Here is a 17,504-nt window from a genome sequence, read left to right as displayed (position 1 = left end):
TGTCCAATCGGGGGGCAGCCTCGATATTCTTCTCGCATCGCAGGCGGAAACGAATAACACTGGTGTCGATGTCGAACCGCTGGGGGCGGGAGGAGCTTCCGATGTTCGCAAACCGACGTGCATTCTGGGGGACCGCAATCCTCGGAGCGATTGCCTTCGTCGCGGTCGCCTTTACTGGATGGACAATTCGCAGCGAAGCAAAGCGCAAGGCTCAGTTTGAAGAACTTGATCGGGCGTTCGAGAGAATCGACCTTGGCATTATGGAGTATGGCATCGACTGGTGCGGGATTTCCATGCCACCCGACAGCCCCGATTCCAGCGGGACTTCTTTTTACCTCACGGAACTAACAACGCCGGCCGCGTACATCGAGTCCTTCCCCAGAGATCCATTCTCTCCCAGCAGACCATTGGGGTATATCTGTCCCAAGAAGGCCTCCTGGCGTATGATGGGAATGCTCGTGTCCGCTGGTCCCGATGGAGACTACGATCTTGATCAGGCCGCGATCCATAATCTCCTGCCACCGCCCTCAGGGTACAGTTCGCTCAAGCACTATCCCGAAGGGGAATTCTGGCTCGGCCACATCAACGCCATCCTATCGCCTGCAACATACGATCCGACAAACGGGACAAAGAGTTCGGGGGATCTCTTCCGAGTTTACGATTCCAACATGTCTGTCCACGGTTGGGGGATGCCGAATGAAGCCTTTTTCAAGGCGCGCGTGATGTCGCCAATCAAACTGAGGGCGGAATTTGCCGCGAGCGGGATTCCGTGGACCGAAGGAGATCCACTCCCACTTGCAAAGAACAGAATGCTTGGCGAGATGCGTGACTATCAAATGTTCTGGCCACGTCCAATGATTGAAGCGTTCTCGACACGCAAGAGCGAAACGTCGCGTCAACTCCTGGCGCAGGCACAGAGCCGTCTCGGTCACCATTTCGCAGCCTTCATAGAGCGGCCTGCCCCCCTTCTGTTCGATGAGACGAAGGCTTACAAGGCATGGAGAGAAGAATCCCCGGAGTGGTGGGCATTGATGGACGAACTCAGGACCAACGAGTATCGGAAAGAGAATGGAAGCGAGGCTGTTCTTCTCGGCACCCTTCCCTTGATTGGCAAGAGCGCTGCCGTGCGCGCCGCCGCGGAAATGGCGGAGGAAGACTGGGACGCGGCCGCGCGATCGCTCGAAGTCCTCCGCATGGCGCACGACCTGGCCCACCTGCCCATGCAGGCCGACCCATGGGCGTACCGCATCGAAACCGAACTCGGCCGCATCTACGAGGAGTTGGCGGAGCAGATGCCGCGCGGCGAAATGGCAGCGGATTGATTCTTGATGTTTCAGTGCGACACCACCGTCGTCGCCACGATCGCCGGCATGATCGTGGCCACCATGATGGCGGCCTGGGCGGCTTGCACGGCTTCCTTCGCGCCGGAGACGGCGGCGTTGCCGTTCGCGAGCGCCTCGATCCGTTCCTTGTGCGTCTTCAGCGCGGACTTGTCGAAGAGTTGGCGCATGAGGCCGGTGTGCTGCGCGAGGCCGACGATGACGGCCGTGCGCGGATCGACGGCATCGGTGCTATGAATCGCGCCCCAGATGCGCTGCATCAACTGCTCCTCGGGCTTGTGATCGATTTCGGGGAAGATCGTGCGCTTGAAGATGAGCAGAATCGATTCGCGGTCGATCCGCAGGATTCCCCGCTCGGCCAGGCCCTCGGCGATGCGCTGAGCCAAGTCGCGCTGATTGCCGAACTTCGACACCCAATGCGAGGCGACGCAGGGCTTCTTGGCGGTCGCGATCGCCGCGTGGCACTCCGCCAGAATCGGATTGATCGGGGATGCCTCGGTCGCGGAGATAACCATCTCGCGACCACGCTTGGTTTCTTCGACGCGGGCATAGCCATCGAGGAGCAATTCCGACAGCAGCGCCGCCCCCAGGGCGATGTGTCGCCAGGCATTGTGGAACGTGCCCTCCTCGTCCTTCAGCAGCAGGAGCAGCATCTCTTCGTGCAGGTGCAATTGCATGTCGGCCATCGGCGCTCTCCCTTTCCGTTGTGTTCAGTACTTATACGGCGGAAGCACAGGAACATTCAATTGGGGCTGGGCGGGCGGGCGACGGATTTGCACCACGAAGGCACAGAGATCACGAAGAAGTGCAGAGACTTCCTATTTTAGTGTCCGCTGATTATCATCCCAGGAGGGCAAAGCAACTGTTCTCAATTCTGACTTCACCTTCGTGTCCTTCGTGCCTTCGTGGTGATCACCTCCGCTTCTCCTTGCGCTGCGGCATGGTTCATGCGCTAATGGGTGTCGCTGGCGTCGAGAGGCGTCGGCGCTCTCCAAAACTGTCGCGCAATGCGACGGCCACTCGAATTGTGGGGCCGACGGGTTTCGACGGGGATCGACGGAGAGTACGATGATACGGGCAGTGGATGATCGTTGGCCACTTTAAACATCCGATCACCCTTATAACTGTCGCCAATAACGTGGTGGACATCAACGGAGAGGTCGCACTCGCTGCGTAATCTCCAAGGGGTTGGGCGCTGACCTGGCAACAGAATAGCGTCGCCGTTCTCCTCCGGTAGAGGAGAGATGACAACCCGGACAGACGGGAGACAGCTTGGAAAGACAGGCATCCGACGCCTCGGAAAGACGAGGTGACGGGCGGGAAAGACCGCCAGCCCCGCCGATAGGGATAAATGTCGGCTACGCCCGTGAACGAGTCGTGCTTGAAGGATCTTCGGACGGGGGTTCAACTCCCCCCGGCTCCACCAGGAACTTCAGATAGGAGGCATCCATGGCCAGAGTTACACGAATCGCAAACTTGCCTGAGGGCTTGAGCGAATCCACGTCGGAAGTTGAGCTGGAAGCCGGGAAGTTCGGGGAGTTCTTTAGGCTACGCTCGGACAAGGCAGGCGGAGCTGGGACCTCAACCAAGCAGTTGTTTGACTTGAACAGGGCACAATGTGCCGAGTTGGCGAAAAGGCTGATCGATTTCATTGCCGCCCATTAAGCCCAAATGCTGCAGAGGTCTTCCCTGTTGACCATTTCATCGGGGGCATTTCATTTCCCCACCTCAGTCCCGCTGCGGCTCCCCGTGATCTTGCGCTCCATTGCTCGTGGAATATCCTCGGACGGCCCTTACCCTGGACCCAGAGCTTCTTCCGATACAGTTCGCATTTTTCTATCTCTTACACTGAACCTGCCAGCCGAGCATTTTCTTACGTGAAGATCTTTGTGGTTGAGATTTCTGGACTTATGATGGCCGGGCCGAATCCTAGACTGAGTCATGATCGCTTGGATGGGGGTAGCGGAGGCGATTCGGAAAGAAGGAGAACCGTCCAGCAGCCAGATCCCGCGAATTTCTGGGGGGAGGATTCAACACGCAGTTGACCCTTTGCATACGGGGCCTGGACAATGCTGTCCCGTGTGTTTGGGACATTATTCGCTTGGCTGGGGAAACGACTTCCTCCGTCATCAGGAGGGCAATCTGGCGACGCACCATCGGCCAGAGAACTTAGTCTGGCAGATCGCTGATCTGTTTCGTGGTCCTCTCCGGCCGCCCGGCCCCGTGCGAGAGATGATCGAGTTATCCATGCAATGATGGTTGCCCTTGATTGTGGAGCCGGTGACGCGTAGAACAAAATGGGAGAGAGCATGAGGATTCATGAACTACATATCGCGGGTTTCAAGTCCATTCTGGATCAAAGAGTCCAACTAGGCCGGTTGAACTGCTTCATTGGGGCGAACGGTGTGGGGAAAAGCAATATTCTTGAGGCGTTGGGAGTCCTGGGCGCCGCCGCGGGAGGACATGTAGACTCGGAAGCAATGATTCGGCGCGGGGTGCGGCCCGGCTTGCCTCGCCTTTTCAAAGCCTCTTTTTCCAGCGAACGGACTCCACCGCATATCATGTTGGAGGCGAAGGGAGATCCGGATGCGACCTTCCGAGTAACGCTCCTGAATCCGCTCAAGGATCCGGAGCCGGCATGGAGTTTCAAGACGGAGTATCTCTCTTCTGGAGCGCAAGAAATAGTGAGCGCTGGGGTTCGGCGTAGTAACAAGAATCTGGATCCTACGGCTGGGCTTTCCGCCTTGAAGGTCGTTGACCTGCAATTAGACGATCCTGCTTCGCTGCTGCTAAAGGCGCTTCAGGCTTACGCGATTTATACGCCCGAGACGGCGCCTCTGAGAGGAACCGAGCAGGATTCGCAGTCACGCGCTCCGGTTGGCCTATCTGGAGGCGGTTTGGCGGATGGTCTCGCTTCTCTCAAACGGCAAGTCAGCGAGGAGAGGCTGGACGAAGTTCTGGAGTTAATCGACTGGGCCAGTGAAATCGGCTCAACAGATTCGGCGGGTGCACTCCTCTCACCGGCAGTCCCCCGCCCGAAGAATGTTTTGAAATTCACGGATCGCTTTATGAAACCATCGCGCAATACTCTTTCGGCCTTCGACGCGAGTGAGGGTGCTCTATACGTCTTATTCTCAGCTGTACTTTGCCTGGCGGCAAAATCCCCCAGTATCTTTTCTATCGATAATCTTGATTCAGCTTTAAACCCCCGCCTCGTGACCCGACTGGTATCGCGAATTGATGATTGGCTGAAATCAGCATCTCCAGGACGGCAACTGCTCTTCACCGCGCACAACCCAACAGTGCTCGATGGTTTGAATCTCGACGATGATGAAGTCCGACTTTTCGCGGTCGAGCGGAATAGCAATGGGCATACAATAGTGAGGCGAGTCGAGGTCTCTCCGGATTTGGGGCAGTTGAACGAACAGTATCCCCTCTCACGGCTTTGGGCTATGGGCCATTTAGGAGCAGTTCCCAATGTCTGAGCTCAGAGTTGCCGTTGTAGGGGAAGGTCCCACAGATACCGTAATCATTGAGGCCGCGCTGAAGGCGTTACTTCCTGACTCATTCGTGATTACCCAAATCCAACCCGAACCCACTCGACCGAAGCTTGGAACTGGATGGGGCGGGGTACTTCGATGGTGTCAGGAGTTTGCAACGCGCGGGTTCAATCGCATTGAAGATGATCCGACCTTGCCGGGCTTTGATCTCTTCATAATTCACCTGGACGCGGACGTGGCAGAATACAGCTACGAAGATGTCAGTCCAGGAATCGCTCAGCAAGCAATGAATAATGGCTGGCCTCCCTTGCCAAACAGCACCAACTGTCCCCCAGCGACCGGAGGTGCCGGTGTGGTCCGCGCACTACCTATCGCATGGGCAAACCTAAGCGGCTTGGGTCCAAAGACTGTACTTTGTGTGCCGTCGAAGGCGACTGAAGCATGGCTCGTGGCGGCGCTCTTCAGCGACGGGCACCGCATGCTGAATGATCTCGAATGCAATTTGAACCTGGAAAATCGGCTGAAACAGCTACCCTTGGCCGAAAAGGTGAAGAAGAAGAAGCGTGAATATCAGGCGCACGAGCAGAGGGTGCGGGATCAATGGGGCATCGTTCGGCAACGGTGTTCACAAGCCGAGCGGTTCTCCCTGGATGTTTTGGCGGCGCTTCCATGACCGCATGTTGCGCACTGCTCCTGAGTTCTTCCGTCTGTGGCGGGCAATGTCGAGCTAGGGAAGGACGACTTCAAGCAAACTACTGGATTTGTCCCCGAATCCGCCATCGAGTCGGGCTTGTTTGGCTGTCGATTCAAGCCTATTTCTCAACAGCCCACGGGGCGGATGAGGATTCTGATGCTCGGGAGGTGGGGATATTCCTTTTCTTCCACCGGCCACCCAGGTTCCCGCCGTGTGCGTGCCAGCTTCAGACACATCACCGCAAGTCCGCCGCGTCCACGACTCCGTCCCCATTTCTGTCCGGAAGACCCGTCGTCGTTCGACCCAGCAGGCGATCAATCACCTCTATGATTGATGGATCCGAGACATCGAAAATGGCAGTGAGGCCGAGGTCCTCTTGCAGGTTGCGGTCGAGGCGCGGATTCTGAGTGGACCCATCGCTCCATCGGAGGAACACGGACCCGGAGGCAGGGACGGCCTCGATTGCGCCGCTGCTGGCTCCGGGGATGCGGGTGAGCGTGGCGCCGGGGACGTACGCACCGCCGTCGACGCGAAGCTGGCCGCCGGTGCCGGCGGCGTAGGTCGCAGTCACACGCGCCGTCTGCCACGTGTGGTACGGGTATCCGTTGTTGGGACCGGTCGGGGCGCTCGGAGATCCGGCGGCATCGTAGACCCAATAGCCCTGCCCCGGCTGCCATTCGGGCGATACGTAGCACGTCGTGTAGTCGTACGGGAATGTCATCTCAGCCGTCGTGCGCCCCTCGGTGTCGCTGGCGGCGAGGCCACTTACGGTGAAGTCCCAATAGGAATCCTTCACATCTGCTGCAAGGGGGATCGCGGTGGTCGCGCCGAGAGCAAACACGCTGGCGGAGAAGGAATAGGCCGTGATGTCCGTGTCTCCGGCGCAGATGCCCGCGGCGGTACCGGGGCTTGTGAGGGTTCCCAGGGAATAACAGAAACCGGCACTCGCGCCTTTGCCGATGATTCCTCCCGCCGACTCGCCCCCAGTGACATTGCCGGTGGCGTAGCTGGCATTCGCTCCCGCATTTCCGCCCGCATCGCCAGCGCCGGCGAGCCCGCCGGCGACTTTTGTCGAAATGACATCGCCGGTTGAGTAGCTATCGAGGATGACTCCGTACAAGCCGCCAACGAGTCCTCCGGCGTATGCGGTGCCGACCTCCACGGTCACGTTCCCGCTGGCAGAACTTGACTCGATGATGGAGATCTGAAGGACTCCAACGAGCCCGCCTGTCCATACCGGGACGGTTCCGGACTCGCCACCTGTGAAGCCCGTGGCGAGAACGCTGGCGGACGAGTGGCAGTTGTCTACGTTGGCGTCGAAGACTCCTCCGGCAAGGCCACCCAAACCCATGAGGCACGACCCAAGATTGCCTCCCGACACGCAGTCCACCGTCAGCGTCGAGTCGACGCTGCCGCCCTCCACGACGCATCCGGAAATGATGGACCCTGCGTTTGCGGCACCTGCGAGAATGCCGACGAAGTTACCGCCCGTGACGGTGGCATTGCGGATCGTCAGGTCTCGGATCTCCCCCGGGCCTTCCAGGTTGCCGAAGAGCCCGACCATCATCTCCTGCCTGTCGATGACAAGATCGTCGATGGCAAACCCGTCACCGTCGAGAACTCCGCGGAATGGGGACATCGGGTCGGCTCCGATGGGTTCCCACCCGAGCCCGCCGTTGTAGCCCGGATCACTGGTCGGGGACGCGTCGATGTCCGCAGTCAGGATATAATCCCATGAGAGATTGTTCCGAATGTCGTCCAACTCCGCCAGCGAATCGATCTCAACGGGCGGCGCGAGGAACACCACTTCGCCGTCCTGCAGGTTTGTTGCGCGGGTCCGTGTGATGCCGGCTTGACTGCCCTCAAAGACAGCGGGGACTGGAGCTCCGGGATTCTCGGGAATCAGCGTGACAAAGAGCGCCCCTGACGGAAGCGCGTTGATGTCCTGAACACCGGGACCGCCGAATTCCGTGCGAAGGTCTCCTCCACGCGCCAGCGGAATCGAAACCAGATTGGAATCAGCACCAGCTTGCAGGCCCGGATCTTCAATAGACTCGGAGGAGAGGTTGGCATAGACGAGCCATTCGTAGCCGGGCTCGGCAAATCCAAAGAGGGTGTTCGTGCGATAGAGCGCGACGAAGGCTCCGGGAGGTGCGTCCACTGTGAGAATGGGAAGGTCCGCGTATGTGTGCCCATCCATAATCCCAAATGCCTCCGCGCCGCCTTGCAAGTCTGAGATATAGGGAGTGCTGATGGGATCGGAGGAGGCAGGTTTGAAAAAGGGATTGGATTGCAGGACGCGACGTGACGTCGATTCGCCGACTGCTCCGCCCGGGACTCCGGGCTGCACGTTTGAGCGGAACAGAGGTCCGTCGCCCGCTCCGAATTCGAGAATCGCCGAGCCACCGGCACCGCCGCCTCCGGTTGCGTTGCCGCCGCGTCCTCCCGGGGCGCCATTGCCGCCGCGGCCGACGCTGCCGCTGGAGCCGCCGGCGCCGCCAGTCTCAGTGGGGGAGCTGGCAGGACCGTTGGGCCCGCGCGCCGGATCGCCGCCCTGTCCTGGGGTGCCATCCGTTCCGCCGGCGTTGGTGCCATTCCCGCCCGCGGCATTGATTGTCACTTCGGTTGAGCGGCCACGCACGCTGACCCAGAGGGCCCCGCCGCCGCCGCCGCCGTCAGCGTGAGAGGCTCCATCGCCGCCTTTGCCGCCAGCTCCGCCGTTGGCGCCCACTGCACCGCCACCGTTGCCGCCGCGTCCGGTAATGCCGCTGCCGCCACCCGCCCCTCCGCTCCCGCTGGCTGCAGTGCCTCCTGCGCCACCGCCGCCGCCCGCTCCACCGGCGGCTCCGGCGCCGCCGCCGCCTCCTGCGAACTCGACACTGGCAGTGCGTAAGCCTGGGGCACCGATTTGATCTTCCCCATGATCGCCGCCGGTTGCGTCTCCCGCATTCAATCCATCGCCACCATTGCCGCCGGGAGTACCGGCGACGAGGACCCAGAGTCCTCCGGCGCCGCCTCCGCCTGCTGTTCCTGCGTCGCCACCGTCGCCGCCATTGCCAGCACTCGGAGTCCTTGCCACGCCGCCGGAACCAGGCATCCCGAAACCGTCGGCGCCCGATTCGGGCGGAGTTCCCGCGTTGCCGGCCAGACCATTCTCGCCGACTTTGACGGAGCCTGCGAATCCACTGCCTCCGTTTGAGCCCGGGACGCCTTGCCCGCCAGCCGGTTGAATGATCTCGATCCGCCGGCCCCCATCTCCCCCCGTCCCACCGATGCCGCCATCGCCGCCGCGTCCCCCGCCCGGTCCAGGTTGCTGTCCCTCGGCGCTGCCGTCGAACTCCGTGGGCGCCAGCACGTTGCCGCCGATGGTTACGCGGCAGGGCCTTGACCCCCGTACCGTCACCGTCGTGCTGGAGTCACCGGCATTGGGCAGCAGGTCGCCGGCGAGGTAGAACTCCGCCACGCCGGCATTCTCGATTGCACGAAGGTGAACGCCGTTCAGGGTATCCGTGGCGGCGTCATCGTCCCCCATCCAAGTCAGCGCATCCGTGTCGATCACGAGTTGCGTTGATGGGGGCACGAGACTCCGAAACCCCGAGACATTGCTGGAGGGGAACCCGAGCCCCGTTCCAGCGGGCGCCAGTGCGGCAGAACCACAGAGGACCATTAGAAGTGAAACTCGAAATAGCGACATCGGCATCTTCGGACGAGATTGAGTCGGAAAGGTGATCAAGGGAGATAGCTCTGCATGGAAGATAAATGGGCCACAACATCCTGCAAAGCCTGTCAGGTCGTTAGAAAAAAGCAATCCGTATTTTCAAGGGCCGCGGCCGTGATGTGGGCGGGCTCTGCTTGTTCCGTTCGGCAGAAGAAATCAGATAAGCAGAGCGGGTGGGGGGTATCTACTGAGTCCTACCGGCCGGGCAGGGAATCCGTGATCCAATCAAGCCGGCCGGGTTTCTTTGTGGTTCCTTGGGTCGTAAAACCGTCGGTCGGTCGGCCGATTTCAGAATATTGAATTCCATAGCCATACACTGGCTCCGAAGCGGCATAGAATCGCAAGATATCTCCCGAACTCGTTGCTCCGTTTGTTGGATCGTACGATTCCGGGGCAAGGAGCGTATGCACTTGCCCGCGGAGTTCCGGATCCACGAAATACCAGTAACCCTTTAGGATCTTGCCCAATTGCTTTCGAGTTGAGATCTGATCCAAATCGAAATCGCCGTCCGGACCGGCAGAAATCACCAGTCCGAAGCTCGGGTGTTCGCCGGTTGGTGGATGGATGTACGAATACGGGCGAACTAGATAAAACGGGTCCGAAGGAATCTCCTTCAAATAGACGATCGGCGTTGTGATGGAGGGCGGTGCGCTTCCATTTCTCCTCGGCACATCTGGCTGGCCCCCGAATGTCACGAAACCCCGCGCGGTGAGTTTGGGATCCGACGAGTAGGAATCAGGGGGAGGTCCGCAAGACCAGTCAACAAAACGACTGAAGATGGCCTCATCGATCAGGCGAAAGTCTGCGTTGAGCTTCTCGAACGCAGTGTTTCGCTGATGCCTCTGCGCCACAAGAACCGTCAGAGAGCCAATGAACAAGGCGCCCAGAATCAATCCCGCGATGACTCCGAGCTCTCGTTTGCTTCTTTCGAACACGGTCAGAGCCTCCCCCCAGGAAGCTGAATCAATCACAACAATGTATGCTGCAAATGCGGATGTCTGCGAGCAGAAAGGGGTGGCACTGTCCGGGAAACACCCGATTTGGGTTTGAATTCGCCACATTTCTCTTCAAGTCACCGAAACCATCCATGCCGCTCCCGGAATGGACTTGACTTGGAATTCTGGACTCTGGAATTCATTATCCACAATCCAGAATAGCAGGTTTTATTATGAAACGTGTGCTCATAGTTCCCATTTTGATATCGCTCGCCGCTTTTGCGGGGGCACAGTTTCCCGCGGCCATCAACATTGACCAGTTTTCGAGTAGCGACGGCGTCATCATTCCAGGCGGTACTGATTATGAGTTCGGCTACCCGACCGTGCCTTTGGGCGATTTCAATGGCGACGGGATCAGCGATATCGCTCTGGGCAGCCCCAATGGAGAGGGCATCGCGAATAACGTCAGCCGTGCCGGCGAGGTGGTGGTCGTTTACGGCAAGTACCCAGGTCTCTCGTCGACCATCAACCCGGCCAGTATGTCGCCATCGGATGGTTTCGTCATCTACAACACGGTCAGCTCTTACTCGAGCTTTGGACGCGACATCGCGGGTGGCGATTTCAATGGCGATGGCCTGGCTGATCTCGCGATCGGTGAGCAGACCTTCGACTCCTCCAACAACGGCCAGGCGAACTTCGACGGCATTTGCTATCTGATCTTCGGGAAGCCCGGCGGCATTCCCTCCACCACCGTCGACTACCTGTCCTCGCTGAATGGGAACTCGGGTGATCGCGGCTTCATCGTCATTGGGCGGCAGGCGGACAAACGCCTCGGGCTCGACGTCGTTCTCGAAGACATCAATGGCGATGGTCTCGACGATTTGATCATGGGTTCGTGGGGCGACAGCTTCACCGGTGTGCGGGCGAACTCCGGCGAAATCTATGTGATCTTCGGTAGCCGGACCAACTTTGGTCCGGGCTTCGACTTGAATGGTATCAACGGATCGAACGGCACCGTGCTGGTTGGCCCGGGGAGCGATTACACAGGCCGCGATCTTCGTCCTGCGAAGGATGTGAATGGCGACGGAGTTAATGACCTGCTGATTCTGAACGGAGCAGGCGCAGGTCCAGGCGATGCGATGAGCAACCGCGGCGAGTTCTTTGTCGTACACGGTCGTCGTGCGTGGCCGCAATCAGTGGACCTGTCGACGTATTACTCGGAGAACGGCGGCGACGGGTCGCTGGGATCGGTTATTCTCGGGGTCGAAACGAATTTCGCCAGTTTCTCCAATGCGCCACAGTTCTTCAGCGCCGGGGACTTGAATGCGGACGGCTATCCGGAGCTTTCCATCAGCAATTCCAACTACGATACTCCCGATGGAAACACCGGGGTGGGTGCCGGTTGGGTGATCCCCTCCGGGCCGGGAGGAATCGGACCCGGGTTTGCGCTCTCTTACAACAACGCGGTTATCGGCCAGGGATTCCAACATCGCTTCGCATTCTACGGACGGGACCCACTCGATTTGAATGGCGACGGAATCGCCGATCTTTTTGCCGTGGCCGGCGGTGCAGATGACGTACGGCTCGATTCGGGGAAGATCTACACGATCTACGGTGCACCGGGTCTCTCGGTCAGTTCCTCGACGCTTGGCGCCATCGATGGCAATAACGGCTTTCTCTTCCGCGGGGTTGAGCAGGGCGAGCGCTTCGGCTCTCCTTTCCCGATCGGCGACATCAACGCCGACGGCATTGGCGACCTGGCTGCCTATCGCGGAGAAACAAACTCCGTCTATGTTCTGTACGGCAAACGTTCTCCATCGGTCACGTCCAGTTCCGCCACCGCGTTTGCAGCTTCCGGCGGCTCAGGCGATTCGATCCCGCCGATCGACTTCGGCCCGACCGTTCGCGCCATCGTCGATTTCGAGGATATCAGTTTCCGGACAAGCGGCTTCGACAGTTCCTCTTCCGTAACCGCAGAGATTGTCTACTCGAACACGTCGCTTTCGGGACTCGATCCCCTCGATCAGGTCGCGACATCTTATTGGATTCTCGATTCCGATCGCACAGGCTTCGGCTCCGCCGATGTGACATTCCACTGGGTTCCCAGCGAAGTGGAACTCCTTGAAGGCGATCCTTCAACATGGAGCCTCCACCAGTCGCCGGGAACGAGTGGTCCTTGGACGATGCTCGACACGACGATTACGACCGGAACGGCCACGGCAACGGTCACCGACCTCGGAGTCTTCGCGCTCGTTTCCCCCGGCGCACCGCCCCCGCCGTCGATTGAGGTTTTCCTGGTGCGGTAGGGGAGGGCTCTCCCGTTACACCCGATCGGTGTCTCCCATTCGCCTTGCGAGAGGGCGGTGGGGTTCATAGTGTCTTGGCCATCGCACGCCCAGAGGCTTGCCCGTGACGCTGGATGGGAATTTCCCAGAAACTTCGTCAGTTTACGATCTGCCAGAAGTTGCAGATTGGCAGCCTTCTCATATCTGGATCGAGCCGACAAATCGGTGCAACACGCGGTGTACGCATTGCGGCCATTGGGCAAGTCAGTTCGGCGAGGACATGGAACTCGGACTCTACGAGCGCATCGAGGCGGATGTTCTCGATCACGTCAACTCCGCGGAACTGATCGGTTACGGCGAACCGTTCATGGCAAAGAACTTCATGCGGATGTTTGACGCGTGTGTGGAGCGCGGCATTCACATCCTCACGACGACGAACGGCATTTTGCTTCGCAAGGAAGAGTTGGCCGACAAGGTTGTTCGCAATGACGTAACGTTGGTTCTGTCCATCGACGGTGCAACGAAGGAGACGTTCGAGTTTGTGCGGCCTTACGTGCGATGGGAAGGCATCATCAAGACGCTCGAGATGCTGAAGCAATGCCGAGAAAAGGCCGGCGATGCGGCCCGCTTTCGTCTGCGATTCAACTTCGTCGCCATGCACCAGAATCTCGGCGATCTGCTGGAGCTTGTTCGACTTGCTCACCGATACGGGGCGTCCCAGATCCTCGTCCTGCCACTTGGCAGCGAAGAAGATCTCGAACTGATGGAAAACCAGTCGCCGTTCCATCACCCCGCGGAATTGTCGCGCGCCTTTATGGAGGCAATACCGCTCGCTGCCAGGCTGAATGTCGAATTGCTGATCCCCAAATCCTTCACGGATGTCATTATAGATTCCGGCGAGACTGGCCTGGGTGGATCGGCGCGTCGATGGGTTCGCCGGGTTCGCCTCGGTTATCACTACGTTCGGAAGCACGGCGTTGAACGGACGCGGAAACGGTTCGTGCAGGGTGTTCACCAGGAAGATCGAAAGGCGGCGGTCACGCACTGCAACATGCCATGGAAGGACAGCTACTTCGCCTCCGACGGGACCGTGTTCCCCTGCTGCATCATGCAGGAGAGACTGGGAAACATGGGCACGCAATCGTGGGCTGAAATCTGGAACGGCGCGCCGTACCGAAATCTTCGCCGGACGGTTCACAGTTGGAATCCATCAGACGTCTGCCGCAACTGCGGGCTGCCCACCGGAATCAATGGTGGCAACGAAAGGCAGTACACACAGTTCTTCGAGAAATTCCGCGCCGAGGCGTTGGCGCTCGACGACCCGAACATCGATTTCGCGGAGGGTTTTCACAAAATCGAGCGCAACAAGTCCGGCGCTCCGAGTCACATCTGGATGACACGGCGTGGCACGTTCACGATCCCGCATCCCACTGCCGCCAGGTTCCTACGCATCCGAATCATTCCGCGCGTGCCGGTTCCGGAAACCAATCCCGGCATGGCGACGCTCGATGGCGACCAAATCGAGCCCTTCGATAACACGTGCAACGTCTTGCATTTCCCAATCCCTCAAGGCACAAGCGGGCCCCTCACTCTGCGACTCGAGATGGAGAACAGCCACTGCCCCGAAGGCGATGGCCGAGAGTTAGGACTGGCAATTGCAGGCCTGGAGCTCTTGCATTGAGAAGGGCGCCCCTTGCGAGGCGCCCTTGTTGTCCGGTCGTTTCCAACTTCGATTAGTCCACAAACGCCCACAGGATCTGACGGCTTCGCTCATCCAGGGCATCCGGTTGGGCGATGTAGAACATGTCGCCGGCAACGTCGCGGATGATCAGTCCTCCGCCCGGTGCCTGCAGCGGCCAATGATCGCGCGCCGTCTGGAACGTGCGTTCGCCTTGCTTCGTGTGAACGTGCCACGTGCGGATTTCGAATTCTTCCTCGATGGATTCGATGCCTTCCACCTCGAAGAGGAATCCGATTTCCGCGAGCGCCAGCTCGAGGACGCCGCGCGACTCATCGTCCAACTCGGCAAGGTCTTCGACCAACGCGATTTCCTTGTCGTCGCCATCGCGCAACGAAATGAAGCGCGTTGGCTCGGACCACGGAAAGCACCGGCTGACCGTCACCGGAACCGCCTGCCCCTGGCGTTGCAGCATCAACTGGCCGTTGTCGGCACGATGTAGCGCAACGATCTCCTCCGGTTCCGTCACCGCGGCGGGAGTGGGATGCTTGATATTCATGACTTGCTCCTTGGTATTCGATCGGTCTGTCAGTCGATGCTTTCCATCGTACTCGTACTCGGTCTCGATGCGGCCGAGGTCCCGAGCACGAGCACGATGGGATTACACTGCATAGGCTTCGTGCAGTTCCTGCTGCAGACGATGGAGTTTGCGGTACACTCCATCCTCCTTTTCGAGCAACTCGCCGTGGGTTCCTTCCTCGACCAGGCGGCCGTCTTCGATCACGAAGAGGCGGTCCGCCGCGGCCAGGGTGGAGAGGCGGTGCGCGATGGCGAACACCGTGCGGCCGGCCACCAGGCGATCGAGCGCTTCCTGGATTTTGCTTTCAGTCTCCGTATCCACGCTCGAGGTCGCTTCGTCCAGAATCAGGATCCGCGGATTGGCCAGAATCGCTCGGGCGATGGAGACACGCTGGCGCTCGCCACCCGACAGAGTCTGTCCTCGTTCACCCACGATCGTATCGTATCCGTGGGCCAGTTTGCAGATGAAGTCGTGCGCGTTCGCCGCCTTCGCTGCTTCGATCACTTCCTCCGGCCGCGCATCGGGTCGCGCGTACCGGATGTTCTCCACAATGCTGCCGTGGAACAGGTAGGGGTCCTGGAGCACCATGCCGACCTGCTGGCGATAGTGCCCGGTGTCGAGCTGCTTCAAGTTCACGCCGTCGATGCGGATCTCTCCGCCGGTCGCTTCATAGAAGCGCGCGATCAGGTTCGTGATCGTCGTCTTGCCGGCGCCACTGGGGCCGACCAGGCCGATCATTTCGCCGGGCTTCACGTCGAAGGTGATGCCCTTGATCGTCTGGCGGACTCCGTCGTAGGCGAACGACACGTTGTCGAACGTCACCTGGCCTTCCACCGGTTCCAGCTTCACCGCGCCGTCGACGTCGGTGATCTGGGGTTCCGTATCCAGCACTTCGAAGATTCGGTGGGCCGAGCTGGTCGCGCGGTTCAACATGCGGGCCATTTGTCCGATCACCTCAATCGGCTGGAAGAACATCGTCGTGTACAGCAGGAACGAAACGAACGTTCCCACGGTGAGCGGTGCGCCGCCGAATCCCATCAGGCGGGGGAGTGACAACATCCACACTGTCAGGACCAACGCGTGCACGCAGAGCAACAGCTTCGGCCAGAAGACCGTCCAGACCTGGTGAATGCTGTTGAATTCGCTCACCACGACCTGGTTGCGGTGGTTGAAGCGCCGCGTTTCGCGGTCCTCCTGGTTGAAGGCCTTGACCACCCGCATGCCGGGGATCGTGTCGCTTAGCACGTCGGTCAGGTCCGACCACTTGCGCCAGGCGCGCAGGAAGAAGCGCTGCATCGTCTGGCCATGCCGGAAGATCGACCACAACAGCACCGGCACCGGCAGAATCATCACCAGGCCAAGCGGCACGTCCAGCCAGAGCAGAACCGCGCCGAGCGCCGTCAGCTTGATCACCGAGAGCGAAACCTCCACCACGCCGAACGCGATGAAGTCCCACAAGCGGTCGGTGTCGCTGCTGACGCGACTGATGATCGAGCCCGTCTGCTTGCGGCTGAAGTACGACATGCTCAGCGTCTGCAAGTGACCGTACAACTCGTCGCGCAAGTCCTGGGCGACCAACTCGCCGAGCACCGACATCGTGCGCAGACGGACCCAGGCGAACAGTTCCATCACCAGGTACGCCACGGCCAGCATGACGACCAGCGGCCACAACATCGGCCATGCATCGTGGAACGCGAGCGTTCCGGCCTCGTACGGCGAGAGGATCTTGTCGATCAGTCGCCCCGTCACAAGAGGAGGCAGCAGGCTCGTCAGCGTCATCAACGCGGCGGCGATCATGCCTGCAATCAATCGGCCCCTGTAAGGGCCGAGGTAGCTGACGAGGCGCCACACGACCGCGAGCTTGTTCGCTGCGAACGCGGCCTGCGCGTCGTTCACGGCCTGCGAAACGGAGTCCGCGTACAGTGCATCCGCATCGGCGGGCGATTCTACCGCGTAACCCTCGATCTGCTGATCGAGGATGTAGCGGATGTTCTCCACCGCCCGGCGCTGGCGATGGGTGAACCGGATCGTCAGCAGAGGCGCGTCTTCCTTGCCGGCCAGGAACGCCAACGTCGTAGCGCTCAGGCCCGGCGTCTCGCGGATCTCGCGCACGGCATCGCGACGGACCGAATTGATGGTGCCGGGCGTGCCGTCGGGGCGCTCTTCGACGAGCGCAACGCGGCTCGGCCCCAGGACCAACCACCGGCGGGCCAGGCGCATGGAATCATCCAAGTCCGTCAGGGCATAGAGCTGGACTGGCTCGCCATCCCACTCGGCCTCGACCAAACGACGCAAGCCGGTGGGAAGTTCAGTGGGCTGCTTCAGGTAACGGTGAATGAGAGCTTTGTTCTCGGGAACTGACATTGTCCTGTCTCAACTTTCACTTCGGGCGAGGTTGCGGGTGAAAGGGAGGCAAAAGAAAACCTCCCGAGGTGGAGGACCCCGGGAGGCGATGGATGTCAGTGGATATCCAGTCTCCTACGGAGTTCGCTCCAAGGTCCAGTCGGCCGTAACCGAGGTGGAGATTGCGAAGTCGCCGTTCGCGACAGGGCGCAGTCCACCCTTGGCCATGTGGCCGTTGGACGGGATTTGATTGGTATAGTTATTCATCGAAACCAACCTTGGTTGAAGCAAATGAACTCGCGGGAGGGCGAAAGAAGTGCGCTCACGTCAAGTATGACAGTCTTCCTGTTCCGCCCGTGCACGACAAGTCAACAGCTTTTTTCCAGGATATTGGAAATACTTCATCTTGCTCTCACTGAGCGACTTCCGAT

General features: G+C 59.8%; 10 protein-coding genes and 1 other RNA gene. 6 read left to right on the top strand and 5 right to left on the bottom strand.

All coding sequences use genetic code 11. From position 1 onward, the window contains the following. Positions 1–101: 101 nt before the first annotated feature. On the top strand, positions 102–1,322 hold the full coding sequence (locus KQI84_02400) for a hypothetical protein (protein MCB2153711.1): 1,221 nt from the start codon (positions 102–104) through the stop codon (positions 1,320–1,322). Between the two features lie 11 nt (positions 1,323–1,333). Here KQI84_02400 and KQI84_02395 read toward each other — a convergent pair whose 3' ends face one another. Next, positions 1,334–2,026: a GPP34 family phosphoprotein gene (locus tag KQI84_02395; GenBank protein ID MCB2153710.1), complete on the bottom strand. Its 693-nt coding sequence runs from the start codon at positions 2,024–2,026 to the stop codon at positions 1,334–1,336. Positions 2,027–2,369: 343 nt separating this feature from the next. On the opposite strand from KQI84_02395, the gene ssrA reads away from it, so the two are divergent. From ssrA to KQI84_02380, 3 genes are all read left to right on the top strand, one after another. Next, positions 2,370–2,766: a transfer-messenger RNA gene (ssrA, locus tag KQI84_02390) on the top strand. An 871-nt stretch (positions 2,767–3,637) separates the two neighbouring features. Beyond that, the gene (locus tag KQI84_02385) at positions 3,638–4,825 is read left to right on the top strand and encodes an AAA family ATPase (protein MCB2153709.1); all 1,188 of its coding nucleotides are present in this window, start codon (positions 3,638–3,640) and stop codon (positions 4,823–4,825) included. Further along, entirely contained in the window at positions 4,818–5,513 is a 696-nt protein-coding gene (locus tag KQI84_02380; GenBank protein ID MCB2153708.1) for a hypothetical protein, read from the top strand. Before KQI84_02385 ends, KQI84_02380 begins: the two co-directional genes overlap by 8 nt. Before the next feature lie 256 nt (positions 5,514–5,769). Here KQI84_02380 and KQI84_02375 read toward each other — a convergent pair whose 3' ends face one another. Further along, the gene (locus KQI84_02375) at positions 5,770–9,114 is read right to left on the bottom strand and encodes a hypothetical protein (GenBank protein MCB2153707.1); all 3,345 of its coding nucleotides are present in this window, start codon (positions 9,112–9,114) and stop codon (positions 5,770–5,772) included. A gap of 332 nt (positions 9,115–9,446) precedes the next feature. Next, positions 9,447–10,187 (bottom strand): hypothetical protein, encoded by a 741-nt coding sequence (locus KQI84_02370; protein MCB2153706.1) that lies wholly within the window; start codon positions 10,185–10,187, stop codon positions 9,447–9,449. A gap of 233 nt (positions 10,188–10,420) precedes the next feature. Here KQI84_02370 and KQI84_02365 point away from each other — a divergent pair, with 233 nt between their 5' ends. Then, on the top strand, positions 10,421–12,493 hold the full coding sequence (locus KQI84_02365) for an FG-GAP repeat protein (protein ID MCB2153705.1): 2,073 nt from the start codon (positions 10,421–10,423) through the stop codon (positions 12,491–12,493). A 103-nt stretch (positions 12,494–12,596) separates the two neighbouring features. Continuing rightward, positions 12,597–14,153, top strand: a complete 1,557-nt coding sequence (locus tag KQI84_02360) for a radical SAM protein (GenBank protein MCB2153704.1) — start codon at positions 12,597–12,599, stop codon at positions 14,151–14,153. Between the two features lie 52 nt (positions 14,154–14,205). Here the strand turns inward: KQI84_02360 and KQI84_02355 are convergent, their stop codons facing one another. Continuing rightward, positions 14,206–14,709: a DUF1854 domain-containing protein gene (locus KQI84_02355; GenBank protein ID MCB2153703.1), complete on the bottom strand. Its 504-nt coding sequence runs from the start codon at positions 14,707–14,709 to the stop codon at positions 14,206–14,208. A 102-nt stretch (positions 14,710–14,811) separates the two neighbouring features. Continuing rightward, the gene (locus tag KQI84_02350) at positions 14,812–17,094 is read right to left on the bottom strand and encodes an ABC transporter ATP-binding protein/permease (GenBank protein MCB2153702.1); all 2,283 of its coding nucleotides are present in this window, start codon (positions 17,092–17,094) and stop codon (positions 14,812–14,814) included. Positions 17,095–17,504: the final 410 nt, after the last annotated feature.

Source organism: bacterium, assembly GCA_020444065.1.
Lineage (GTDB): Bacteria > Sumerlaeota > Sumerlaeia > SLMS01 > JAHLLQ01 > JAHLLQ01.
This window is presented reverse-complemented; position numbering and strand designations above follow the sequence as displayed.